24 protein-coding genes are annotated in these 23,882 nt (G+C 62.4%); 13 read left to right on the top strand and 11 right to left on the bottom strand.

Annotation, left to right across the window (positions count from 1 at the left end):
- The 3 genes from pltE to ACMGF8_RS21825 are packed head-to-tail and all read left to right on the top strand — an operon-like array spanning position 1 to position 3,422.
- The gene (gene pltE, locus ACMGF8_RS21835) at positions 1-1,143 is read left to right on the top strand and encodes an L-prolyl-[peptidyl-carrier protein] dehydrogenase (RefSeq protein ID WP_207165971.1); all 1,143 of its coding nucleotides are present in this window, start codon (positions 1-3) and stop codon (positions 1,141-1,143) included.
- Complete coding sequence (gene pltF, locus ACMGF8_RS21830) at positions 1,140-2,636, top strand: L-proline--[L-prolyl-carrier protein] ligase (RefSeq protein WP_207165970.1); 1,497 nt, start codon at positions 1,140-1,142, stop codon at positions 2,634-2,636. The genes pltE and pltF overlap by 4 nt, the downstream gene beginning before the upstream one ends.
- Positions 2,637-2,639: 3 nt before the next feature.
- On the top strand, positions 2,640-3,422 hold the full coding sequence (locus tag ACMGF8_RS21825) for a thioesterase II family protein (RefSeq protein WP_207165969.1): 783 nt from the start codon (positions 2,640-2,642) through the stop codon (positions 3,420-3,422).
- Positions 3,423-3,427: 5 nt separating this feature from the next.
- Here ACMGF8_RS21825 and ACMGF8_RS21820 read toward each other — a convergent pair whose 3' ends face one another.
- The gene (locus ACMGF8_RS21820) at positions 3,428-4,063 is read right to left on the bottom strand and encodes a TetR/AcrR family transcriptional regulator (protein WP_180988573.1); all 636 of its coding nucleotides are present in this window, start codon (positions 4,061-4,063) and stop codon (positions 3,428-3,430) included.
- Between the two features lie 111 nt (positions 4,064-4,174).
- Here ACMGF8_RS21820 and ACMGF8_RS21815 point away from each other — a divergent pair, with 111 nt between their 5' ends.
- The 6 genes from ACMGF8_RS21815 (at position 4,175) to ACMGF8_RS21790 (ending at position 11,408) form a co-directional block, all read left to right on the top strand.
- Positions 4,175-5,188, top strand: coding sequence for an HlyD family efflux transporter periplasmic adaptor subunit (locus tag ACMGF8_RS21815; RefSeq protein ID WP_207165968.1), 1,014 nt, complete (start codon positions 4,175-4,177; stop codon positions 5,186-5,188).
- Positions 5,185-6,954 (top strand): ATP-binding cassette domain-containing protein, encoded by a 1,770-nt coding sequence (locus tag ACMGF8_RS21810; RefSeq protein ID WP_207165967.1) that lies wholly within the window; start codon positions 5,185-5,187, stop codon positions 6,952-6,954. Before ACMGF8_RS21815 ends, ACMGF8_RS21810 begins: the two co-directional genes overlap by 4 nt.
- A 3-nt stretch (positions 6,955-6,957) precedes the next feature.
- Positions 6,958-8,106: an ABC transporter permease gene (locus ACMGF8_RS21805; RefSeq protein WP_416757067.1), complete on the top strand. Its 1,149-nt coding sequence runs from the start codon at positions 6,958-6,960 to the stop codon at positions 8,104-8,106.
- 4 nt (positions 8,107-8,110) lie between these two features.
- On the top strand, positions 8,111-9,229 hold the full coding sequence (locus ACMGF8_RS21800) for an ABC transporter permease (RefSeq protein ID WP_416757066.1): 1,119 nt from the start codon (positions 8,111-8,113) through the stop codon (positions 9,227-9,229).
- 11 nt (positions 9,230-9,240) lie between these two features.
- On the top strand, positions 9,241-10,737 hold the full coding sequence (locus ACMGF8_RS21795) for an efflux transporter outer membrane subunit (protein ID WP_115580176.1): 1,497 nt from the start codon (positions 9,241-9,243) through the stop codon (positions 10,735-10,737).
- Positions 10,738-10,802: 65 nt separating this feature from the next.
- Complete coding sequence (locus tag ACMGF8_RS21790) at positions 10,803-11,408, top strand: LysE family translocator (protein WP_102863371.1); 606 nt, start codon at positions 10,803-10,805, stop codon at positions 11,406-11,408.
- A 390-nt stretch (positions 11,409-11,798) separates the two neighbouring features.
- Here ACMGF8_RS21790 and ACMGF8_RS21785 read toward each other — a convergent pair whose 3' ends face one another.
- From ACMGF8_RS21785 to ACMGF8_RS21770, 4 genes are all read right to left on the bottom strand, one after another.
- Complete coding sequence (locus ACMGF8_RS21785) at positions 11,799-12,797, bottom strand: NADP-dependent oxidoreductase (protein ID WP_207165966.1); 999 nt, start codon at positions 12,795-12,797, stop codon at positions 11,799-11,801.
- Between the two features lie 62 nt (positions 12,798-12,859).
- Complete coding sequence (locus ACMGF8_RS21780; protein ID WP_207165965.1) at positions 12,860-13,729, bottom strand: alpha/beta fold hydrolase; 870 nt, start codon at positions 13,727-13,729, stop codon at positions 12,860-12,862.
- Between the two features lie 75 nt (positions 13,730-13,804).
- Complete coding sequence (locus tag ACMGF8_RS21775; RefSeq protein ID WP_207165964.1) at positions 13,805-14,593, bottom strand: SDR family NAD(P)-dependent oxidoreductase; 789 nt, start codon at positions 14,591-14,593, stop codon at positions 13,805-13,807.
- Positions 14,594-14,647: 54 nt separating this feature from the next.
- Complete coding sequence (locus ACMGF8_RS21770) at positions 14,648-15,748, bottom strand: alkene reductase (RefSeq protein ID WP_207165963.1); 1,101 nt, start codon at positions 15,746-15,748, stop codon at positions 14,648-14,650.
- 149 nt (positions 15,749-15,897) lie between these two features.
- On the opposite strand from ACMGF8_RS21770, the gene ACMGF8_RS21765 reads away from it, so the two are divergent.
- Complete coding sequence (locus ACMGF8_RS21765) at positions 15,898-16,485, top strand: TetR/AcrR family transcriptional regulator (protein ID WP_180988380.1); 588 nt, start codon at positions 15,898-15,900, stop codon at positions 16,483-16,485.
- Between the two features lie 122 nt (positions 16,486-16,607).
- On the opposite strand, the gene ACMGF8_RS21760 is transcribed toward ACMGF8_RS21765, so the two are convergent.
- Genes ACMGF8_RS21760 through ACMGF8_RS21750 form a run of 3 tightly spaced genes read right to left on the bottom strand, consistent with a single transcriptional unit; the run spans position 16,608 to position 18,131 of the window.
- Positions 16,608-17,039 (bottom strand): carboxymuconolactone decarboxylase family protein, encoded by a 432-nt coding sequence (locus ACMGF8_RS21760; RefSeq protein ID WP_016968757.1) that lies wholly within the window; start codon positions 17,037-17,039, stop codon positions 16,608-16,610.
- 28 nt (positions 17,040-17,067) lie between these two features.
- A complete protein-coding gene (locus ACMGF8_RS21755; protein ID WP_207165962.1) occupies positions 17,068-17,688 on the bottom strand; it encodes an FMN-dependent NADH-azoreductase in 621 nt (206 codons plus the stop codon).
- Complete coding sequence (locus tag ACMGF8_RS21750; RefSeq protein ID WP_207165961.1) at positions 17,685-18,131, bottom strand: GNAT family N-acetyltransferase; 447 nt, start codon at positions 18,129-18,131, stop codon at positions 17,685-17,687. Before ACMGF8_RS21750 ends, ACMGF8_RS21755 begins: the two co-directional genes overlap by 4 nt.
- An 87-nt stretch (positions 18,132-18,218) precedes the next feature.
- Here ACMGF8_RS21750 and ACMGF8_RS21745 point away from each other — a divergent pair, with 87 nt between their 5' ends.
- On the top strand, positions 18,219-19,622 hold the full coding sequence (locus tag ACMGF8_RS21745) for a PLP-dependent aminotransferase family protein (protein ID WP_102863381.1): 1,404 nt from the start codon (positions 18,219-18,221) through the stop codon (positions 19,620-19,622).
- Positions 19,623-19,883: 261 nt separating this feature from the next.
- Positions 19,884-20,333 (top strand): GNAT family N-acetyltransferase, encoded by a 450-nt coding sequence (locus ACMGF8_RS21740; protein WP_102863382.1) that lies wholly within the window; start codon positions 19,884-19,886, stop codon positions 20,331-20,333.
- Positions 20,334-20,355: 22 nt separating this feature from the next.
- Here the strand turns inward: ACMGF8_RS21740 and ACMGF8_RS21735 are convergent, their stop codons facing one another.
- From ACMGF8_RS21735 to ACMGF8_RS21725, 3 genes are all read right to left on the bottom strand, one after another.
- Complete coding sequence (locus ACMGF8_RS21735; RefSeq protein WP_242553861.1) at positions 20,356-21,138, bottom strand: hypothetical protein; 783 nt, start codon at positions 21,136-21,138, stop codon at positions 20,356-20,358.
- A gap of 15 nt (positions 21,139-21,153) precedes the next feature.
- On the bottom strand, positions 21,154-21,576 hold the full coding sequence (locus ACMGF8_RS21730; RefSeq protein ID WP_102863384.1) for a hypothetical protein: 423 nt from the start codon (positions 21,574-21,576) through the stop codon (positions 21,154-21,156).
- A gap of 125 nt (positions 21,577-21,701) precedes the next feature.
- Positions 21,702-22,487 carry a response regulator transcription factor gene (locus ACMGF8_RS21725; protein ID WP_102863385.1) on the bottom strand — a complete coding sequence of 262 codons (786 nt, stop codon included), beginning with the start codon at positions 22,485-22,487 and terminating at the stop codon, positions 21,702-21,704.
- A 138-nt stretch (positions 22,488-22,625) separates the two neighbouring features.
- Here ACMGF8_RS21725 and ACMGF8_RS21720 point away from each other — a divergent pair, with 138 nt between their 5' ends.
- Positions 22,626-23,729, top strand: a complete 1,104-nt coding sequence (locus ACMGF8_RS21720; RefSeq protein ID WP_207816371.1) for a polyamine ABC transporter substrate-binding protein — start codon at positions 22,626-22,628, stop codon at positions 23,727-23,729.
- Positions 23,730-23,882: the final 153 nt, after the last annotated feature.

Genomic DNA, 23,882 nt, shown 5'->3' with positions numbered 1-23,882 from the left:
ATGGACTTCAACTACGACGATACCCAGAAAAAACATGCGGCCATGATCGCCCAGGTGTGTGCCGAGCAACTGGCGGCCTGTGGCAATGAACACTCGCGGTATTTCACCGCCCGGCAATGGGCGATCTGCGGCGAGGCCGGGTTGCTGGGGCTGTCGATTCCCCGGGAATACGGTGGCCAGGGCCTGGGTGCACTGTCGACGGCCATTGCCATGCACGCCTTTGGCCTGGGTTGCACCGACATGGGCCTGGTGTTCGCGGCGGCGGCCCACCAGTTTGCCTGTGCGATGCCGATCGTCGAGTTCGCAACACCGGAAACCAAACGCGATGTGTTACCCAAACTCGCCAGCGGTGAATTCATCGGCTCCAACGCGATCACCGAACCCGAGGCCGGCTCCGACTCCAGCAATTTGAAGAGCCGTGCCTGGCCCCAGGCCGATGGCAGCTATCGCCTTGACGGCCACAAGAGCTTTGCCGGCAATGCGCCGATTGCCGACATCTTCGTGACCTATGCCACCACCCAGCCCGAGTACGGTGCCCTGGGGGTCAGCGGTTTTATCGTCCACCGCAGCACTGCGGGGCTCAGGGTCAGTGAGCCCCTGGACAAGGTATGCCTGAGAAGCTGCCCCGCGGGTGAAGTGTTCTTTGACGATTGCATGGTTCCTGAGGTCAACCGCCTGGGTGAGGAGGGGCAGGGCCGGCAGGTGTTCCAGAGTTCCATGGGCTGGGAACGTGCCTGCCTGTTCGCAGCGTTCCTGGGGATGATGGAGCGGCAACTGGAACAGGCCATCGAGCATGCGCGCACCCGGCGCCAGTTTGGCAAGCCGATTGGCGACAACCAGGCGGTTTCGCACCGTATCGCGCAAATGAAGCTGCGCCTGGAGTCGGCGCGGTTGCTGCTGTTCCGGGCGTGCTGGGGCATGGACCAGGGCGATCCGGGGCAGCTCAACATTGCCCTGTCGAAACTGGCCATCAGTGAGGGGGCGCTGGCATCGAGCATCGATGCGGTGAGGATTTTCGGCGGCCGGGGCTGCCTGGAATCTTTCGGGATCGAGGCGATGCTGCGTGATTCCATCGGCACTACGATCTTTTCCGGCACCAGCGACATGCAGCACGAGATCATTGCCCGGGAGCTGAAGCTATGAAGCTGCTCCATGAACGGATGATGCACAGCCTTGCCCGCTACCCGCGGCAGACGGCGGTGGTGGATGAGCAGGATGCCTTGAGCTACGAGGCACTGGAGCTCAGGACCCGGGAATTCGTGGCAATGCTCTGTGCCCTGGGGGTCGGGCAGGGGCAGCGGATCCTGCTCTGGGCGCACAAGTCGGTGGACCTGGTGGCGGTCATGCAGGCGGCCCTGCGGCTGGGGGTGGTGTATGTGCCGGTGGACCCTCTGAGCCCGGTGTCGCGCCTGGAAAAGATCGCCGGGGATTCCCAGGCCGTGCTGGTTCTCTGCACCGCGGCACGCCTGGAAGAACTCGCCGGCTCCGCGCTTGCCCAGGTGCGCAGCGTGGTCCTGGACGACCCGGCCAGCGCCGGCTACTGGCGCAACATCGATACCGGCTCCAGCCTCGTGCCGACGCTGGACATCCAGCCGGACGATCTGGCCTACATCCTCTACACCTCCGGTTCCACCGGCGTGCCCAAAGGGGTTGCGCTCAGCCACGGCAATGCCCTGGCCTTCGTCGACTGGGCGTGCGAGCGCTATTGCTTCCAGCCTGGCGAGCGGTTCGCCAACCATGCCCCCCTGCATTTCGACCTGTCGGTCCTGGACATCTACTGCGCGCTCAATGTGGGCGCGACGGTGTGCCTGGTTCCCGAGTCGATCGCGTTCTCGCCGCGGCTGCTGACCGACTTCATCCGCCAGCACGAAATCAGCATCTGGTACTCGGTGCCCTCGGTACTCATGATGATGATGCAAGACGGCGACTTGCTCAGCGATATCCAGGACACCCTGCGGGTGCTGCTGTTCGCCGGCGAGCCTTTTCCGATCAAGCACCTGCGTGACCTGCGCGCGGCCTATGCCGATGTGCGTCTGGCCAATCTCTTCGGCCCCACGGAAACCAATGTGTGCACCGCATTCGAGGTCGGCGCCATCGATCCCGAGCGCGTGCTCCCGGTGCCCATCGGCACGGCCGCCTCCGGCAACCAGGTGTGGGCGCAAAAGACTGACGGCAGCCGCTGCGCAGTGGGTGAAGAAGGTGAGCTGGTGGTGCAGGGGCCTACGGTCATGCTGGGCTATTTCGCCAAGCCGGCTCAGGAGGGGCCCTACAAGACCGGCGATATGGTCAGGCAGCGGCCTGACGGCAACTACGAATACCTGGGGCGTCGTGACGACATGCTCAAGGTGCGTGGCAACCGGATCGAGCGCGGGGAAGTCGAAGCCGCGCTGCTGGCCCATCCCCAGGTCAGCGAGGCCGCCGTACTGGTGGTCGGGGAGGGGATGAACGCGCAGTTGTGGGGCGTGCTGGTCGCTCACACCCGGGACGCTCTTTCGCTGATCGACCTCAAGCGCCACTGCGCCCAGCGCCTGCCTCGCTACATGATCATCGACAAGGTGCTGTGCCTGGATGCACTGCCACGCAACGCCAATGGCAAGGTCGATCGCTTCGCCCTGGCCAGGCAGGTGGAGGGCTGACCCATGGGAACTCCATCACGCGTGGCCAAGGACGCCTGGTTTCCCTATGCCAGCCGGCCTCGGGGCAAGATGCGCTTGTTCACCTTTCCCTATGCCGGGAGTGGGGCCTCGGTCTTTCATCGCTGGTTCCTGCCCCTGTACGACCAGGTCGACCTGTATGCCTTGCAGCTGCCGGGCCGCGAGGGTCGCAGCCAGGAGGCCTGCTACAGCGACATGCAGGCGGCGGCCAATGACGTGGCCGACTGCCTGGAGCAGTTTGGTGATGACGTCCCCTGCTGTTTCTTCGGCCACAGCATGGGCGCCTTGCTGGCCTTTGCGGTCGCCGGAGTGCTGCAGGAGCGGCGGTTGCCAATGCCGCAGCAACTGATGCTCTCGGGCATGGTTGCGCCCCATGTGCGGCAACGGGTAGCACCGCTGCACCAGCTGCCGGCAGAGCAGGCCATCGCCGCGCTGCAGGCCATGGGGGGCGTGCCGGCGGTGGTGCTGGCCGAGGAGGACCTGATGCAGATGTACCTGCCCATCATTCAGGCCGACATACAAATGGTCTACTCCTACGCCGGTGCCCAGCCGCAGCCGCTGGACACCCGCATGATCTGCCTGAGCGGCGCCCAGGACCTGATTGCGCCGCCTGCGCAGATGCAGCAGTGGCGGCGCTACACCCTGGGCGGCTTCGAGCAGTTCGTGTTTGCCGGTGGCCATTTCTTTCTCGACGCCCAGGTCATGTCGCGGGTCAAAACTGTGCTGGGCAGCGCCCTGCACAATCAGCCTGGCAGTCTGGCGGTGTGAGCCGACTATTGGGCAATGGCCGCGAGGCCGGACCTGGCGAACAGCTTGAAGTGGGCTTTCAGGGCGTTGGCGTCGTGTTGCAGGACGGCTTGCAGCGGGCTGGGCTGCTGGCGATCTATCACCGCCAGCATCAGGCAGGGCGCGATGATGCTGATGGTGCAACGCGCCAGCGCCGGGTCACCGATCGGAAAGCCGGTGATCTCGCTGATGAGCGCTTCCAGCAGACGGAATTTGGGCATCACTTCTTCTTGCACAAGGCTGGTGAAATGGACAGTGGGCGCCAGTATTTCCCGTGCACAGACTTTGCTTTGCCAGCTCTGCTCATCGAGCACCCGGGTGACGATGGCATCGATGAAGCTATCGAGCTTGATCAGCGCCGGCTCTTCGCTTTGCGCCAGCTGCGACAGGGCTTCGAAGCTCACCAGCTGCTTGTGTCCCTCGATCAGCACTGCCTTGTACAGGGCTTCCCGGCTACCGAAGTGGTAGTTGATGGCGGCGAGGTCGGCGCCGGCTTCTTCACAGATGAGCTTGCTCGCGGTGTTGGCATAGCCATGCTGGGCAAACAGGCGGGCAGCCACATCGAGAATGCGGATTTTAGTGTGTTCGCCGTCGCTTCTGCTGGTTCTGCGTCGCGTGTTCATGATGTTCCTCGTGGTCTGAGCGGGGGGTTGCTTCATGGCCAGTATCTGTTATTTTCTAATTTAAATTCAAATTGAATTTTAATTAGGCCTTGGCAAACAAAGGACTCATGGATGAAGAAGCAGTTGATTGTAGGGGTTGCCGTACTGCTGGTGGCCACAGCGGGTGTTTCCTGGTTTCTCCTTCGCCCCGAGAAGCAGAACGACCACCTCAAGCTCCATGGCAACGTCGACATTCGCCAGGTGTCCCTGGCGTTCGACGGCAGTGAGCGAATCGCCGCGCTGTATGCCGAAGAGGGCGACCTGGTGCAGCCAGGCCAGGTCCTGGCGGAACTCGACACACGCACACTGCGCCTGGAAATAAATCGCTCCAAGGCCAGGATCGGCGCCCAGGAACAGGCGCTGCTGCGCTTGAAGAATGGCACACGGCCTCAAGAGGTCGAGCAGGCCAAGGCACGTTTTGATGCCGCCCAGGCGCAAATGCAGCTGGCTCAACTGCACATGCAGCGCCTGCGCAGGATCGCGGACGACACCCAGGGCAAGGGCGTCAGCCAGCAACGCCTGGACCAGGCAGCCGCCCGCTTGCAAGTGGCCAAGGCCCAGTCGCAGGAGCAGCGCGAATCCTGGACCCTGGCCAAGATCGGCCCACGCAATGAAGACATCGCCCAGGCCACGGCCGACCTGCAAGCCTCCAGGGCCGACCTGGACCTGCTGGAACATTACCTGGCGCGCGCTCAGCTCAAGGCGCCGACCCAGGCCCGGATCCGCACGCGCTTGCTGGAGCCGGGGGATATGGCCTCGCCGCAGCGCCCGGTGTTTGCCCTGGCCCTGACCGACCCCAAGTGGGTACGGGCCTATGTCAACGAACGTCAGTTGGGCCACATACGTGCGGACCAGAGGGCGCGGGTCTACACCGACAGCTTTCCTGACCAGGCCATCGACGGCAAAGTCGGCTACATCTCCTCGGTTGCCGAATTCACCCCCAAGTCGGTGGAAACGGAAGACCTGCGCACCAGCCTGGTCTACGAGATCCGGGTACTGGTCAAGGACCCTGACGATCGCCTGCGGCTCGGTATGCCGGCGACCGTCTACCTTGACCAGGCACCGGTGGCCGGGGCCACGCCATGAGTGCGCCAGCGGTAACGGTTCAGGCTGTTGAACTGGTCAAGCGCTTTCGCAGTGGAACGCGAGAGCAGTTGGCTCTGGAGCAGGTTTCTCTGGAGGTGCCCAGTGGCAAGTTGAGTGCCCTGGTGGGGCCGGACGGGGCCGGAAAAACCACCCTGTTGCGGATGATTGCCGGCTTGCTCAAGGCCGACGAAGGGCTGTTGAAGGTGCTGGGGCTGGACGTCGCCGCAGATCCGCAGCAGGTGCAGGACCTCATCAGCTACATGCCGCAGAAGTTCGGCCTGTACGAAGACCTGACGATCCAGGAAAACCTCGAACTCTATGCCGACCTGCATGGCGTGCGCGCCCAGCAGCGCGAGGAGCGCTTTTCCCGCTTGCTGCAGATGATGGACCTGACGCGTTTTCGCGACCGGCTGGCCGGACAGCTCTCCGGCGGCATGAAACAGAAACTGGGGCTGGCCTGCACCCTGGTCCGTTCACCGCAACTGTTGCTGCTGGACGAGCCCACCGTGGGGGTGGATCCGCTGTCGCGGCGGGAACTGTGGAGCATCATCGAACAACTGATCGAGCAGGAAAACCTCACGGTGCTGATCAGCACTGCCTACATGGACGAGGCCCAGCGTTGCGCCCAGGTCTTTGTGCTGTACCAGGGGCGGCTGATCGCCCAGGGGCCACCGGCGCAGTTGTGCCATCTGGCGCAGGGCCTGTGCTATGGCGTCGACCCCGAGGCCGGCACCCCGGCCAGGCTGTTGCAGGCGCGCTTGCTTGACGACAATGAACACATCATCGATGCCGTGCCCGAAGGCGGCATGGTTCGCTTTATCCGCAGCGCCCAGGTGCCTCTGCAGGCCATTCCATCCCTGGCTGGCCAGGCCTCTCCCCAGGCGCTGGAGGCCCGCCTCGAAGATGGCTTCATGGTGTTGCTCCGGCAGCAGGTTGGCAGCGTTGCAAGCCTGGACGAGCCGGCGCAGGTGCCCGCCAGCGACGGCCAGGGCGACGTTGCCTCTGGGCGTGCGGTGGTCATCGAGGTCCGCGACCTGGTGCGCAAGTTCGGGGACTTCACCGCGGTTGCCAGCACCTCGTTCGAGGTGTTGAAGGGCGAGATATTCGGCTTGTTGGGCCCCAACGGAGCCGGCAAGACCACCACGTTTCGCATGCTTTGCGGTTTGCTTCCCGCCTCCAGCGGGCACCTTGAGGTGGCTGGCGTCAACCTGCGTACCGCACGGGCGGCGGCGCGGCGCAAGATCGGCTACGTCTCGCAGAAGTTCGCCCTGTACGCGAACCTGTCGGCCCTGGAGAACCTGCGCTTCTTCGGCGGCGCCTATGGCCTGCACGGCGCGAAGCTGAAAGCGCGGGTGGCGTTGATGCTCGAACAGTTCGACCTCGACGAACACAAGCACCTGCGCAGCGGCGAGCTGCCCGGTGGCTACAAGCAGCGCCTGGCCATGGCGGTCGCGCTGCTGCACGAGCCGCAGATCCTGTTTCTCGACGAACCCACCAGTGGTATCGACCCCTTGGCCCGCCGGGCGTTCTGGCGCCGTATCACCGCCCTGGCGCAAAGCGGCACGACGATCGTGATCACCACCCACTTCATGGAAGAGGCCGAGTACTGCGACCGTATCGTCATCCAGGATGCCGGACGGCTGCTGGCCCTGGGCACTCCGGAACAGGTACGCCACCAGGGCAGCGAGTCGCTTGCCGACATGAACAGCGCCTTCATTGCCGTGGTCGAGCGTGCTCGGGCCCAGGCCAGCGCCCCGGTGCAGTGAGGAATGACCATGACTGACTCCAATCGATCCGCCTCAGGGTTCAGGCGCAGGCTCATTGCGCTCACCCGAAAGGAGTTGCGCCAATTGATGCGCGACAAGAGCAACCTGGCGATAGGCATTGTCCTGCCCATCGTACTGATCCTGATATTTGGCTACGGCCTGTCCCTGGACATTCGCAACACGCCGCTGGCCGTGGTCCTGGAAGACAGCTCCCCCAGCGCCCGCAGCGTGGTGGCGAAGCTTGCGAGTTCGGACTACTTCTCGGTGGTCCAGGTGACCAGCATGGCCGAGGCCCAAGCACTGATGGACAAGCGTCGGGTCGACGGCATCGTTCGCGTGCCGGCGGATTTTTCCAGGCGCCTCGAACAGCAGGATGCGCGCTTGCAATTGCTCCTGCATGGCGCCGATGCCAACAGCGCGGCGACCCTTGGACGCTATGTCAGGGGCGCGCTGAATGTCTGGCAACAGCAGCAGTTCGACCGCTCCGGGCAGCCCCAGTCGGCCGGTCGGGTGCTGGTCGTCGAACGCATGTGGTTCAACGCCGCCAACAGCAGTACCTGGTACCTGGTGCCCGGGCTCATCGCCCTGATCATGACCCTGGTGGGTGCCTTCCTGACCTCTCTGGTACTGGCCCGGGAGTGGGAGCGGGGCACGCTCGAATCACTGTTCGTCACCCCGGTCAGGTCGATCGAAATACTCCTGGCCAAGATCATTCCCTATTTCCTGGTGGGCCTGCTGGGCCTGGTGATGTGCCTGGTTTCGGCGCGGCTGCTGTTCGAGGTGCCGATCCAGGGGGCGCTGGTGCTCCTGCTGCTGAGCTCCATGCTCTACCTGCTGGTCACCCTGGGCATTGGCCTGCTGATTTCAGCGAAGACACGCAACCAGTTCCTGGCCAGCCAGATCGCGATCATCTTCAGCTTCCTGCCGGCGCTGATGCTCTCGGGGTTCCTCTTCGATCTGCGCAATGTGCCGACGTTCATCAGCGTGGTGGGCTCGATCCTGCCGGCGACTTACTTCATGGAACTGGTCAAGACCCTGTTCCTGGCTGGCAACAACTGGCCATTGATCGCCAAGAACCTCGCAATCCTCGCGGCCTACGCCGTGTTCCTGTTGAACGCTGCACGCCTGTGCACCCGCAAGAAGCTGGATTGAAGCCATGGACAAGCTAATGAATTTCCTACGCGAGTTGCTGTTCCTGTTTCAGAAGGAGTTCCTGGCCATCGTCAAGGACCCGGCCAACCGGGTGATCCTGATTGCCCCGGCGATCGTCCAGTCATTGCTGTTCGGCTACGGCGCCACCTACGACCTGAACTACGTGCCTTATGCCGTGCTGGATCAGAGCCAGGGGCGCGCTTCGACAGAGCTTTTGGCCCGCTTCGATGCCTCCGGGGTGTTTGCCCGAGTGTCGACCCTGACCAGCGTCGATGAGATCGCCCCGGTGATCGACCGGGGCAGTGCCTTGCTGGTGCTGCATATCGCCGCAGACTTCGACGAGCGCCTGAGCCGGCATGAAAACGCCGGCTTGCAGTTGATCCTGGATGGTCGCAACTCGACGACCGCGGGAATGGCGGCCGGGCATATCGCCAACCTGGTGGCTGACTTCAACCAGCAGTTCCTGGCGGTGGACAACGCGCCGATCCGCCTGGAGACCCGTGCCTGGTTCAACCCCAACCTGCAAACCCGCTGGAACATAGTGCCGGGCCTGATCGCCGCGCTGAGCATGATCCAGACCCTGATGCTGGCGGCGTTGTCGGTAGCCAGGGAGCGCGAGCAGGGCACCTTCGACCAGTTGCTGGTGACTCCGCTGACGCCTTTCGTGATCTTGCTGGGCAAGGCACTGCCGTCGGTACTGATCGGTCTTTTGCAGTCCAGCCTGATCCTCCTCATCGGCCTGTTCTGGTTCAAGATCCCCATGATCGGCTCCGTGCTGGACCTGTACCTGGGGCTGTTCGTCTTCACCAGCGCCTGCGTGGGCATCGGGCTGTCGATCTCGGCGCTGTCGGCCAACATGCAGCAGGCCATGGTGTACACCTTCGTGCTGATGATGCCGCTGATCCTGCTCTCCGGCCTGGTCACCCCGGTGCACAGCATGCCCGAGGCCCTGCAACTGCTGACCTATCTCGATCCGCTGCGCTTTGCCATCGACCTGGTCAGGAGGATCTACCTGGAGGGGGCAACGCTGGCGGATGTGTCCTGGAACCTGGTGCCCATGTTTGCCGTTGCGCTGGTGACCCTGCCGCTGGCTGCGTGGCTGTTTCGCAATCGATTGGTGTGATAAGGAACGTCATGAAAACTACTCACTCTGGATACCTGCGTAATGGGCTGACGCTGGCCATGCTGCTGGCCATTACCGCCTGCACCGTCGGGCCCGATTTCAAGGCGCCGGCAGTACCTAGCCCGGAACGCTGGACGGATTGGCACAGTGGCCCGCCAGCCTCTTCGGTGCCGGGCAAAGCCCCGGCGACCACCTCGCACACCGCAGACGGCAACTGGTGGCAGGTGTTTGGCGACCCGGTGCTGGACCAGCTGCAGGCCCAGGTGCGCGAAGGCAGCCCGGACCTGCACACGGCCTTGCTGCGGTTTGCCCAGGTGCGGTTGCAACGCCAGATAGTCGCTTCCCTGGAAACGCCCGAAGTGTCCTTTTCCGCGGCGGCTTCGCGAAACCGGCAAAGCCGGTACGCGCCGAACAATCGAATGCTTGAAGCCTTGGGCAGCGACAGTGATGCCCTGGAAAAGGTGCTTACCGACCCTTATAGCCTGTACCAGGCCGGGTTCGACGTTTCATGGGAGCTGGATCTCTGGGGGCGGGTGTCACGCCTGGGTGAAGCCGCCCAGGCCGAGGTCGATGGTGCGGCCGCGACCCTGGACGACGTGTTGCTCAGTGTCTCCAGCGAGCTGGCGCGAAACTACTTCGAAGTGCGTACCGCACAGCGCCAGACCCGTCTTCTGGAGCAGGAGGCACAGATCCTGGCCGCGCACCTGCAAGTGGTTGCCGTCCAGGCCCGGGAGGGCGAGGAAGACGGGTTCGCGGTGGAACGCCAAGAGGCACGGCTGGCCTCGCTGCATGCACAGATACCGGGTTGGAAGGCGCTGCACACCCAGGCGGGCAACCGTATTGCGCTGTTGCTGGGGGAGCATCCCGGAGCCCTGGAAACCTTGCTCGCGGAGCGGCCTGATAATGCCTTGAGCCGCCCGCTGCCCAACCTGCAGTTGGGCCTGCCTGGCGACCTGGCCCGGGAGCGTCCGGACATCCGCGCGGCCCAGGCCCGCTTGCACCGGGCGACGGCGGGCATCGGAGTGGCCGAGGCCGAACTGTACCCGAGCGTGATGCTGGGGGCCGACTTCGGCTTCGAATCCTACAAGAGCGGCCAGTTTGCCGACTGGAGCAGCCGCACCTGGTCGGTAGGGCCGCGCCTGGACCTGCCGCTGTTCGACCGTGGGCGGCGCAGCAAGACCGTGGTCCTGCGCACTCTCGAACAGCAAGAGGCGGCCGTGGCATTTCACCGGACCGTACTGGCAGCCTGGCAGGAAGTGGACGATGCCATGAGCCGCTACCACAACGAATACCAGCGTGCCGCGCACCTCAAGGACAGCTATGACAGCAAGGCCCGCACCTATGAGTGGACCCGCGTCCGGTACGCGGCCGGGGAGGCCAGCTACCTGGAGGAACTGGAAGCGCAGCGCACCGTGCTGGAGGCGCAGCGCGACCTGGTCAATAGCGACAGTCAACTGCGTACTCACCTGATCAGCATTTACAAATCCATGGGTAGGCATTCCACCTGAGCCCCTGAAACGCTGCCTCTGGCAGCACTCCCCACAGACCCACTTTCCTAACGGAATAGGAAGCCATGCAAATGGATGACCTCTACAAGATCGCGCTTTTTTCGTCCCTGATACTGGTAGTGCCGGGGCCCTCAAACACCTTGCTGCTGGCCTCGGGCTTCAAGTTCGGCGTGTTGCGCTCGCTGCCACTGGTGTTGATCGAAATGCTCGGCTACACCGTTTCGATCTGCACTTGGGGCTGGGGGCTTGTGCTGCTGTCCCACGACTACCCGTGGCTGATCCACCTGATCAAGCTGCTGTGCGCCTTGTACATCGCGGCGCTGGCCTTGAAGACCTGGAAGACTTCCACCACCGGAGCCCAGCACACCGAGCGCTTTGAGAGCTGGCCACGGCACCTGTTGATTGCCACCTTGCTCAACCCCAAGGGGCTGATCTTCGCCAGTGTGATCTTCCCGGCCAGCTCATTCGCCAGCCTGGGAGGGTTCCTGCCGTCATTAAGCGCTTTCTTCCTGGCACTGGCGCCAATAGCCTTGCTCTGGGTCTCGCTGGGGGCGGGCATTCGAGCCGAATACCTGGGGCGGGTTTCTGGACCGCTGTTTTCCCGGGGCACCGCCGTCGTTCTGGCGCTGTTTTCCGCCACCCTCACTTACACCGTGGTTCGTGCGGTGTAGGTGTTTGTTGATCTGTCCTTGAACGCTGACATGCCCGAGCCGGCCTTTTCCATCTACCTCGCGTTTGATGCCGGAGAGTATCGTCACCCGGGGGATGGGCAGGATGAGTTGCCTTGGGAAAAGTGGACGCGGCCGGCGCTTGAACGGATTCTGCGCGAAGCCGATGAGGGGGCGTCTGCCGAGGTTTAGCCGGCCCGGGTGACGACCGGAACCCGGGCGAACTCACGCGGTTTCGCTACGGCTCCAGCATCAAGCGGCGCCAAAGAATCGGCGGTGCAACAACATCCGCCGGCACTTGCGGTGCAGGTTTGTCCGGCGCCTGCGCTGGCGTTGCCTCGTCGGGTTCAGGGGCTGTCGTCGATTCAGTCGGGTCATCGGTAGGCGCTGTGGTCATTTGATCTTGATCACCACCTTGCCCTTGGCTCGTCCCTGCTCGACGTACTGCAAGGCCTCTGCCGTCGATTCGAAACTGAAGCTGCGGTCAACCACAGGCTTGATGATGCCGGCCTCGATCAGCGCGGTGATCTGTTGCAGCTGGGCGCCATCGGCCCGCATGAACACAAAGGCGTAGCGGACGTCCCGCTGGCGCGCCTTGCGCCGGATACCGAAGCTCAAGAGGCGCATGACCTGCTGCAACGGCCAGGCCAGCCCTTGCTCCTGGGCGAATTGCACCGTGGGTGGCCCGGAGATGGAAATCAGCTGGCCGCCGGGCTTGAGGACCTTGAGGGATTTCTCCAGCACATCGGCACCGAGGCTGTTCAACACCAGGTCGTAGCCATGCAAGAGGCTTTCGAAATTCTGCTGCTTGTAGTCGATCACCTGATCGGCGCCCAGGGCTTTGACCCATTCGACATTCCCCGTGCTGGTGGTGGTCGCGACAAAGGCGCCGAGGTGCTTGGCAAGCTGGATGGCCAGGGTGCCGACGCCGCCTGAGCCTGCATGGATCAGCACTTTCTGGTCTTTTTTCAGTTGCGCGGTTTCCACCAGCACTTGCCAGGCAGTCAGGGCCACCAGGGGAATGGACGCGGCTTGCGCCATGTCGATGTTGGCCGGCTTGAGAGCGACCGCGTCCTGATGCACGGCGATCCATTGGGCAAAGGTGCCGATCCGCGTTTGCGGCGGGCGAGCATAAACGGCATCGCCGGGTTTGAAACGCCGCACTTGCGGGCCGACTTCGAGCACGACCCCTGCCAGGTCATTGCCCAATATCAGCGGCAATTTATAAGGCAGGATCAGCTTGAATTCGCCCTGGCGGATTTTCGAATCCAGCAGGTTGACGCTGCTGGCATGAACCTCGATCAATACATCGTGGGGGCCCACCTCGGGCGTGGGGACTTCGCTCAGGCGTCCGCTGTTCTTGCCGTAGCGATCAATTGAAAATGCCTTCATGGGTATGCGGCTCTGTTGGGTTGGCGTCAGTAGGGGGCTGTTGCGGTTGCGGCCAGGTGCTGTCAGTCATCAAGGAACCTCAATACCCGGGTCACGAAGTCCGTGTGGTGCTGGAAAATGCTGCCGTGGCCGGCGTCCTGATACAGCACAAGCTGCGCATGGGGGATGCGCTCAGCCAGGGCGCGCGAGTTGACGCTGGGCACCATGAGGTCGTTGTCGCCGTTGACCACCAGCGTCGGCGTTTTCAGGTGTTGCAGGTCGTGCGGCGTCTGTTTGCCCCATGCCGTGATGGCCTGCAACTGCCGCAGGAAAGCCCTCGGCGTCGGGCCCTTGTCGTGATTTTTTCGGCGTGCTTTGAGCCGTTGCAGATACGCCGAGGCGGCTCGGCGACCATTGTCCGTCGACGTGAAGAACAGGTAGACCTTGGGATCGCGCAAGGTCAGCAAGCCTTTGAGCATCAAGGGCCAGGTCACCGAGCCGACCTTGTCGATACCGCTGCCACCGGCCGGTCCGGTGCCGGTGAGAATCAAGCGGCGCACCCATTCGGGGGCTTTGAGGGCGATCTCCTGAGCAACGAAGCCGCCGAGTGAAAAGCCCAGTACATCGACACTCTTGAACCCCAGGGCCTGGATCAACTCAATGGCGTCTTGCGCCATTTCGCCGACCGTCAGTGGCGCGCTGCCACCCGAGCCGCCGATGCCGCGATAGTCGGTGGTGATGACCCGCCGGGTCTGGGCCAGTCCATCGATGATGGCCGGGTCGAAGTGGTCCAGCACCGCGCCCCAATGGTTGAACAGCACCAGGGGCACGCCGCCCACGGGACCGGTATCGCGGTAGGCGAAGGGAATGCCCCTGACCATGATCGACTGGTTCGCCGCGTCGATGAACGAGGTCTGCTTAGCCGGGGCGCGAGTTGTCTGTATGGGATTCATTGCTACTCCGAACAGCGGAGCGGATTCGTCGCAGTGCCTGCCGCGAATCCGCCGCGAATGCTCGCTATCTGACGATCATTGTTGGGCCTGGTAACGCTGGGCAACCTCGGATTGACGGATCTGCCCCAGCAGGGCCTGACGCGCGTTCTGCAGGTCATCCCAGCGTTCGGCCTGTTGCAGCGGCGGGATGGTCACCGGTTCGCGCCGATCGAAACCGACCAGGGCGGCATCCACCAGATCGCCGACTTCCATGATGTCGCTCAGGGTGTTGATGTCGACGCCGGAGCGGTCCCAGATCTCCGTGCGGGTCGCCGCCGGCAGCACGGCCTGCACGTACACGCCCCGGGGCGCCAGCTCCAGGCTCAGGCCTTGAGACAGGAACAGCACGAAAGCCTTGGTCGCGCCATACACCGTCATGCCGAATTCCGGCGCCAGGCCCACCACCGAACCGATGTTGATGATCGCGCCATCGCCGGCCTTGGCCAGGCGCGGGGTAATGGCACTGGCCAGGCGCACCAGCGCGGTGGTGTTGAGGGCGACCAGTTGCGCAACGCTGTCGGTGCTTTGTTCGACGAAGCTGCCGGACAGGGCGGCGCCGGCATTATTGATGAGGATGCCGATGCGGGCGTCGTCGCGCAGGCGGGCTTCAACGGTGGTCAGATCGCTGAGTTGGGTCAAATCCGCTTTCATCACCTCGACGGCGACCTCGTGCTCGCTGCGCAATCGGGCGGCCAGTGCGTCCAGGCGCGCCTGATCGCGGGCGACCAGCACCAGGTCGTGGCCGCGTTGTGCAAAGCGCTCGGCGTAGGTGGCGCCAATGCCGCTGGAGGCGCCGGTGATGAGAACGGTAGGGCGAGTGTTCATGGGGGTATCTCTCTTTCAGGAAAGGGACAGGCAACTGGTGTGAGCGGGTAGGGCTCAGTTGGCGCCGGCGCCCGACTCGGCCAAGGTCGGGTAGTCGATATAGCCCGTCGCGCCGCCGCCATAGAGCGTGGCGGGATTGAAGGCGGACAGCGGCGCACCGCTTTGCAGGCGCTCCACAAGATCCGGGTTAGCAATGAACGGGCGACCGAAGGCGATCAGATCGGCCTGGTCTTCGGCGAGCCGCGAGGTCGCCAGCTCCAGGTCATAGCCGTTGTTGGCGATGTAGGTGTTTTTGAAGCGCTGGCGCAGGGCGGCGAAATCCAATGGCGCCACGTCACGCGGGCCACCGGTCGCGCCTTCGACCATGTGCAGGTAAACCACGCCGAGGGCGTCGAGTTGATCGACGAGGTAATCGAATTGCGCCTGCGCATTGCTGCTGGAGACACCGTTGGCCGGCGACACCGGCGACAAGCGCACCCCGGTGCGATCTGCGCCGATTTCATTGATCACGGCTGCGGTGACTTCGAGCAACAGGCGCGCACGGTTTTCAATCGAGCCGCCGTAAGCATCGGTGCGCACGTTGGCACTGTCCTTGAGGAACTGATCCAGCAAGTAGCCGTTCGCGCCGTGAATTTCCACGCCGTCGAAGCCGGCGGCAATGGCGTTTGCCGCGGCCTGGCGGAAATCGGCGACTATCCCCGGCAGTTCGCTGATGTCCAGTGCGCGCGGCTCGCTGGCGTCTTCAAAGCGGTTGTTGACGAACACCTGGGTGGCCGCGCGCAACGCGGAAGGGGCCACGGGGGCGGCGCCGTTTTCTTGCAGGTCAACGTGGGATACGCGGCCGACATGCCACAGTTGCGCAAAGATCTTTGCGCCCTTGGCGTGCACGGCGTCGGTCACGGTGCGCCAGCCCTCAATCTGCGCCTGGGTGTAGATCCCGGGGGTGTCCTGATAGCCCTGGCCCTGTTGGGAAATCTGCGTGGCTTCGCTGATCAGCAAGCCGGCGCTAGCGCGTTGGCTGTAATAGGTGGCGGCGAATTCGCTGGGAACAGAGCCTGCGCCGGCGCGGTTGCGGGTCAGTGGCGCGAGGACGATGCGGTTCGACAGCGCGAGGGCGCCGAGGGTGTAAGGGGTGAACAGGTTCTGATCGGTCATCTGGTGTCTCTTGCGTGCCCGTGGGTGGAGGTCGGTGGTGCGTGCAATTAGGATGATGATCGAAATCTAAGCTGTCAACGGTTTTGATTATGATCGACATCTATGTATGATCGGGCCCATGATTTTCCGATGTATAGGAGGTATTGCAGGTGAGAGTGAGCAAGGCTCAGGCGCAGGCCAATCGAGAGCACATCGTTGAAACGGCCTCAGAGTTGTTCCGTGAGCGCGGCTTCGACGGTGTGGGGGTGTCGGACCTCATGGCGGCGGCCGGTTTCACCCATGGAGGTTTCTACAAGCATTTCGGTTCGAAGGCCGACCTCATGGCCGAGGCCTCGGCCTGCAGCCTTGCCAAGTCGCTGGCTGGCCTGCAAGCGCTCGATGTGCCTGGCTTCATCGACGTCTATGTGACCCGAGAACACCGCGACGAACGTGGCGGCGGTTGCACCATGGCCGCATTGGGTGGCGACGCGGCGCGTCAATCGGATGATGTGAAAGCGAGGTTTGCCGAAGGGATCGAGCACACCCTGAAAACCCTGGGGGACAAATACCCGACCCGGCCGGATGCCGCACCGGGTGAGGGCAGGCAGAAAATGATCGACCTGCTGTCGCGTGCGGTCGGTGCGATTATTTTGTCCCGTGCCTGCCCGGATGATTCGGCGCTGGCGGATGAGATTCTTGAGGTGTGCCGCGCTGAGATGTTTGCTTCGTTGCCGGTTGATAAAGACCAGCCGGCGTGAAGGGCGACGATTCAAGCCGATAGTGGTGTGGCGCACCAGCACCCGCAGCAGCCCCGGCGGTGGACGCACCCGCGCGAACGGTTAACGGCTGAACCATTGAGGCTGCTGGGCTCTGCTTGCTCTTAGAGCTTCATGCCCACCGCCAGCCGGTTAAAGGCATTCATCAAGGACACGGCCAAGGTCAGGTCGGAAATCTCGACCTCGCTAAAGTGCGCTTTCAGCGGTTCGTACAGTGCGTCCGGCGCGCCCTTGTCGTGGACATAGGTGAGGGTTTCGGCCCAGTCCAGGGCGGCGCGTTCGCGGTCGTTGAACAGTTCGCTGACGCGCCAGCCAGCGAGGCAATCCAGTTTGTCCTGGGCGACTCCACATTCACGCAGGGTCTGTGAGTGCTTGCCCAGGCAGAACGAGCAGCCGTTGATCTGCGACACGCGCAAATACACCAGCTCCAGCAAGGGCAGGCCCAGGGGGCTGGCGGCCAGGGCGGTGTTGGTGGCGAGCAGGCCTTGATAGGCGGCCGGCGACAAAGTGGCAAAGGGCAGTCTGAGTTGGCTCATGGTGAAACTCCGATATGGAAAAAAGTGATCAGGCACAAACGAGGGGGTTGAACAGGGGCTGCAAGGACAGTGCGCTGCGGGCCTCGTCGAGGGTTGCGCGCACCGCTTCGTCACCGAACACCAAGCCCTGCAGATAGGTGAACTGCAGGTCGAACAGGCCAAGAGTGTTCAACACCTGGCGCAGGTAAGGCGTGAGAAAGTCCGGTTGGCGTGCCCGTTCGCCCTGGTGAAAACCGCCGGAACTCACCAGCACATGCACCGGGCGGTCCTTGAGCAGGCCGACCTTGCCCTCTGGGCCGGAGCTGAAGGTGCGGTGAATGCGCAGCACGTAGTCGATCCACAGCTTGAGCGCCGCCGGCAGGGTGAAGTTGTGCATGGGCGTGGCAATCAGCAGCACATCGCAGCGCTCCAACTCACGAATCAGCCCTTCGGACACCTCGAACAACGGCGCGTCGAAGGGCGTGGCGGTGGTCAGGGCGTGGGCGTAGTCCAGGCCCAGCGGTGGCAACGGCTGCGCCCCCAGATCGCGCTCGACCAGTGCGAGCTGCGGATAGCGTTGGCGCAGGGAGCTCAGCAGCTCCAGTGCCAGCCGGTGCCCCTGGGAAACCTGGCCATGGGGGCTGGCGTTGATCAACAGGACAGTGTTCATGCCGGCTCCCCACCACGAAGCCGCTGGGTGAAGTGCATGCCGCGGGCCAGCAACCCCTGGCGGAAATAGAAGCGCTGGGCCAGAGGCATATGCAGGCCGGTATCCAGCACGAAGTGATCGCATTGACGCTGCACGGCCTCATCCCGCACCGCACTCAACAGCCGCGCTCCCAGGCCGCTGCGCTGCAGCTCCGGGCTCACCACCAGGTCATCGACGTAGATGAAGCGTCCGTAGAGCAGGTTTTCCAGCTCGCGGTAACCGGCCAGGCCGACGATGCGCTCGGCGTCCCACGCGGCGAGCAAGCGGTAGCCCTGTTCGGTTTGCCGGGCCAGTTGGGCGACATAGGCCGCCGGGTGGGTGAGGTGCGGGCGCAAGACACGCATCACGTCGAAACTGGCCGCCAGGGCCGCTTCGCTATCGAGGTGTTGAAGGGTGTAGGGCATGTCCGTCATCCGCTGCAAAGAGATGACCCACTGTAGAAGGCCAATGGCTTAAGCTACAGGGCCAAAAAATGCATAAATGACTAGGCCATGATCCTTCCTTTCGAACTGGACCGCAGCCAGACGGCGCCGATCTATCGCCAGCTGTACCAGCGGTTTCGCGAGTCCATCGCCGATGGCCGCCTGCGTCCGGGAGACCGCGTGCCGGCGGTTCGCGCCTTGGCGGCGGAGCTGAACCTGGCGCGGGGCACTGTGGAAGCCGCCTACCAACTGCTGATAGGCGAGGGCTACCTGATTGCTCGCGGGGCCGCCGGGACCATTGTCACCCCGCAACTGGCGCCGATTTGTGCGCCCACGCAGCGCGCCCCGGTGGCTGCAACGACCCATCAAGCCACCCATGCCGGCATGTCGCCCTTGGCACTGCAAATGGGCCTGCCAGCGCTGGACGCCTTTCCGCGCAAACTCTGGACCCGCCTGGCGGGCCGGCAACTGCGCCAGGCGGGCGTCGAAGGCCTGGTCTACCCGGACGCTCGCGGCTACGCCCCGTTGCGGGCGGCCATTGCCTCCTACCTGGGGATTTCCCGCGGCATCACCTGCCACCCGGAGCAGATTTTCGTCTGCGCCGGCTACCGCGCCTGCCTCGACCTGATCAGCCACACCCTGATGCGTCCAGGCGCCACCTGCTGGCTGGAGGAGCCCGGCTACTTCATGGCCAGGAACGCACTGCTGGAAGCCGGCGCGCAGTTGGTGCCGGTGCCCGTGGACGATCAGGGCCTGGACGTCGCCCAAGGCATCGCCCGCGCCCCAGAGGCCGGCTTTGCCGTGGTCACCCCGACCCACCAGAGCCCGCTGGGGGTGTCGCTGTCCCTGCCGCGGCGCCTGGCCCTGCTGGACTGGGCCAACCGCCAAGGCAGCTGGATCATCGAGGACGATTACGACAGCGAATACCGCTACCAGGGCAAGCCCTTGCCGGCCCTCAAGAGCCTCGACCAGCAGGGCCGCGTGCTCTACACCGGCACCTTCAGCAAAGTCCTGTTTCCAGGGCTGCGCCTGGCTTACCTGGTGGTGCCCGCCGAACAGACCCCAGCGTTCGCCCGTCAGGCGGATCGTCTGCACAATCACTGCCCGCACCTGCTTCAAGCGACCGTCACCGCCTTCCTCAACGAGGGTCACTTCGCACGGCATCTAAATAAAATGCGCGGCCTCTACGCGCGACGCCGTCAATGGCTGATCGATGCGTTGCATCAACAGTTTGCCGAGGGTTTACAGATAAACCCTCAAGCAGGCGGCATGCACTTGGTCGCCGGTCTTGGGCAAGGGAATGATGTCGAGTTCGCCCAGCGCGCCCGGGCGGTGGGCATCGCGGTTGAGCCGCTGTCACAGTGGTACCTGGAGGCCCAGTCCAGGCAGGGGCTGGGGATGGGCTTCACCAACGTTGCCAGTGCCGAACAGGCATCGACGCTGGCGCTGCGCTTGGCGCAAGTCATCCAGTGAAGAAGGAAACTGATTGTTACTGGCGCGAAATGGCCCGCAGCAAGGTTTGAGTCGCAACAGTCCCGCCGGGACCACTTCGCGATGCAGCACTTTTTTCTGAGCTTGAAAAGGGAACGCATGTGGCGGCGTGGTTATGCCGACCCTGCCGAAGCAGGCAGCGACATCGCTGAACGAGGTGTCTGTTTGCCGTGGCGTTGCTGCGTATCGCAAGGTTGGGTGTTCTGGTATAGAAACACTCCACTCAAGCCAAGGACGACGACTGTGCAGATACGCAAGATGACTCACGAAGACCTGCCGAGCGCCACAGCCCTTTGCCTGGAAGCGTTCATGCTGGCAGTTGCGCCTTCGCTGTCAGCGCAGGGCGTGGAAACCTTCGCCAAGGTGGCGGCAAAGGAGGCGTTTGCCGAACGAATGGCGAGTGACAACCTGATGCTGGTTTGTGTCGCAGAGGGAACCCTGGTCGGACTGATCGAGCTCAAGGAAGGGCGCCATGTGGCGATGCTGTTCGTTGCGCCGCTGTGGCAGCGTCGCGGCGTTGGCAAACGCTTGGTGAGCGCAGCTCTGGAGCAGGCCAGAGCCGATGTGGTAACCGTCAGAGCGTCTCTGTCCTCAGTGGCCGCTTACGAAGGTTACGGTTTTGCCTTGGCTGGGGAGGAGGGTGAGTTTGCCGGGCTGATCTATCAGCCGATGGAGAAGCGGCTGAGCCTGTGAATCCACACCCTTTCTCCCGGCGTCATTCCACGTAGCGCAGCCACAGGTGTGTCCGCTCGCGGATCGCCTGGACGACCGCTGAAGTCACCGCTTGCCGGTTCTCTTCAGGGGTGTTGTAGAGCGCACAAAAATCCTTCGCCACGGCGTTGGCGACGTGCAGGTCGGCAGGCGCTGCACGCAGGAAACCGAGGTAAGACGCGCCAACCCCGATCAATTCATAACCGTGGGCCTGAGCAAAATGGCGCGCTAGCGCATAGTTTTGCGCGGGGCCCAGGTCGCAACTGAAATAGCCGTTGGGAAACGCAGCCAGTGCCTGGCAGGCATGCTCGACCGGAACCAGGAGCGCCGAGAGAGGCTGGTCGAGCAGTGAAACCGGGTTGTCCTGATAGTCCATCCATTCCTGCAGGGCGGGCTGGTCAAGGGTCAGGCCGTGGGCGCAAGCCTCTTCGAACGAGCTGCCGGCCACCAGCTTGGTGAAGTTGCGCAAGCAGATCGGGAACTCGGCTTTGGTGGTGGAATAGCCCAGGTATTCGCCCTGTTCGAAGCATTCGGCAGGTAACTGGGCAATGTCCTGTTCCGAGGCCTCATCCAGCCCCAGGTTGTTGCGTGCATGCCCGCAGGTGTAGCGGGCCTGGGGCAGGTCATCCAGCGAGAGCAGGGGCCTGAAGCCCGGGTGCTTGTCGGCGATCTGGCGGTAGACGTCGATCAGCTCATCCAGGCTGGAAATGCCGCTCAGGCTGTACTCATCGCAGGTGCCGGCAGCGGGGTTGTCAGGCATTGCGTTGCCGCGAAATTGGATATCCATCGAAGGGCTACCTGTTCACTGTTGATGTTCAGACGAATGATTCAGCTTTCTGCGCGCCAGCGCACCCCCCGCCAGCACCGCCGGCATGATGGCCAGGCAGCAACTGATATGCACCCAGCTTATCTGGCTCAAGGAGAAGATCCCCACGGGAATGCCCCAGACCAGCAGGATGATGACCCCGACCCAGAGGGCGGGACGCAAGGAGCGGGTCGCGTGGGTCCGGGTGCTGACAAATCCCCCCAGCCCTGCCATGAGGGCCCAGCTCAGCACCGTCAGCCATTGAACGCTATGCAGGCTGACCAGTTGATTGTGCTGTTGTTTCCAACCCGGTTCGCCAAGGGCAACGAACCCAGGCGGGAGAAACTGTGAAATCACCAGCCCGAAAACAGGCAGCACCAGGGCGCAGGAGAGCAGGCCGAAGAGAATGGCTTTAAACATGGGGTGTTCGACATCCGTGTTGAGAGGGGCTTGGAGGGTGTTGCTGATGGAATGCGGGGTTATCCAGGCTATGCAGTGGTTTGCTTACGGTTTGCCGGCAGGGATCGTCATCGAAGTCGATAGCGTCAAGAGAGAACATCCTGTTTTGGCATGAAGAATCGAGCGAAGAGTTCGGATTGCGACTTGATGTTCAGCTTGGCGTAAATGTTGCGACGGTGAACCTTTATCGTCTCTGCCGAGAGGGAAAGTTTGCCAGCGATCTCCTTGTTGGAAAAGCCACTGAGCAACAGCCTGAGCACATCGCTCTCGCGGGTGGTTATTTGTGTGCCTAGCTGGCTAATGGTTTCGGGCCATTGCGGCGGGGCGCTGAGGTTTTTCTCGACATCTGTTTCAAAGCACATGCGCTGATGCATCAATGCAGTGACCCACGGCTTGATCAGATCCAGCATCGTGATCTGTTCTTGATTGAAGTGCACGCCGCTGCCAATGGAGATGCACAGGGTTCTGTCGGCATCGAGCTGGATGTTGTATTGCACTTCATCGACAGAAATGTATTGCGCAAAGTACTTGTGGTAGTACTCGGTTTCCCGAAAGTACTCCGGTGCAATATCCAGCAGGTGAAAGAATCCGCTCTGCGGGTTTTCTCGATTGGCGATATAAAAGGGGTCCAGCAGATATAGCCCCTTTACATACAGGTGAATAAACGCATCCACCTCTTCCACATCGGCTACTTCGGGAAGACTGACCACTTGTACTTGTTGATTGCTGAAGATCAGCACGACCCAGTTATCGATCTGCACATATTCATTGAGTGTGCGAATAAGCGAACTCCAGAAGTCTGGACGGTTCAGCTGCATGATCAGTTTTCCAATCGAGCGGTGCCAAGCCAGGCTATGCAGGTCGAGTGGCATTTTCTACCCCTTTAGGGTTAGGGAATCGTGGGTCAAGGGTAAGTAATCGTAGGTATTTACTATTGCCCAAGGCTCGGTATATTCGCCTTCAAGGTTTACGACAGCCATGAGGGCACGTCGTCTAGACAGGGATGTTGCATGAGAAAATCACCTTTGCGAACCGTTTTTTCGGTCGCGTTGCTCTGCGCCGGAATCAGTACATCCGCAGGTGCAGTAGAGCCAGGGATGTACCTGTACAACTGGTTCGGGCTGCTGGCTCCGGAAACGCCAAAAGAGTTCGAACAGGCCACGGGCACCCGAATTCACATGGATGCCTTCGACAGTGCCGAGATCATGCAGAGCAAGGTCATGGCCGGTCGCACCGGCTACGACGTGGTGGTGGCGACCTCCAATGTGTTGCCCAGCCTGATCGAAGCGGGGGTGCTGCAGCCGCTGGACCCTGCCCAGCTGAGTAACCTGTCCCACGTCGATCCGGCCATCCTGGCCCAACTGGCGGTCAACGACCCAGGCAATCGCTACGCTGTGCCTTATTTGTGGGGCACCACCGGCATTGGCTATGACGTGGATAAAGTCAAAGCGGCATTGGGTGATCATGCGCCGGTCGATAGTTGGGACTTGATCTTCAAGGAAGAGAACATCAGCAAGCTCAAGTCTTGCGGTGTGGCCATGCTGGATTCGCCCAGCGAGATCATTTCGATTGCCTTGAATTACCTTGGGCTCCCCAGCAATAGCAAGAACCCGGATGATTACCAGAAGGCTCAGGAACTGCTGTTGAAGATCCGGCCTTATATCGTTTATTTCGACTCGTCGAAAATCGATACGGACCTGGCAGGCGGCAACATTTGTGTCGTGGTGGGCTGGGCCAATGGTGCCCTGGCGGCGCAGGCTGCCAACGAGAGCGCCAACACCGGACGCACGATCAGCTACAGCCTGCCTCGCGAAGGTGCGTTGGTCTGGTCGGAAAACCTGGTGCTGCTCAAAGACGCGCCTCACCCAAAAGAAGGCCTGGCGTTTATCAACTACATGATGCGTCCGGAAGTGATTGCCAAAACGTCAAATCACACGCTGTATCCTAATGCCAATAAGGACGCCACCGAGTTTGTCCAGCAGAAGTTGCGCGATAACCCATGGATATATCCAGACAAGGCAACCGTCGCAACACTGGTTCCGCTTGAACCGCTGCCATTGAAGTTGGAGCGCATCCGGACGCGGGTCTGGACTAAGGTGAAGAGCAGTATCTGATCGGGTTTGACTCTTCCTCTCCTGCGCCATGCACGTTTCATAGCGAGTGCGGGCTCATTATTTAAAACATTCGTTGAAATGTATTCGTCATGCGGGAAATTAACTTTCCCGCCTGGCGGTATGCGCCTGTGTCCATTCAATACCTGATCCAAG

This window comes from Pseudomonas sp. BNK-7 (assembly GCF_048072025.1).
In the GTDB taxonomy this organism is placed as follows: Bacteria; Pseudomonadota; Gammaproteobacteria; order Pseudomonadales; family Pseudomonadaceae; genus Aquipseudomonas; species Aquipseudomonas danubii.
This window is presented reverse-complemented; position numbering and strand designations above follow the sequence as displayed.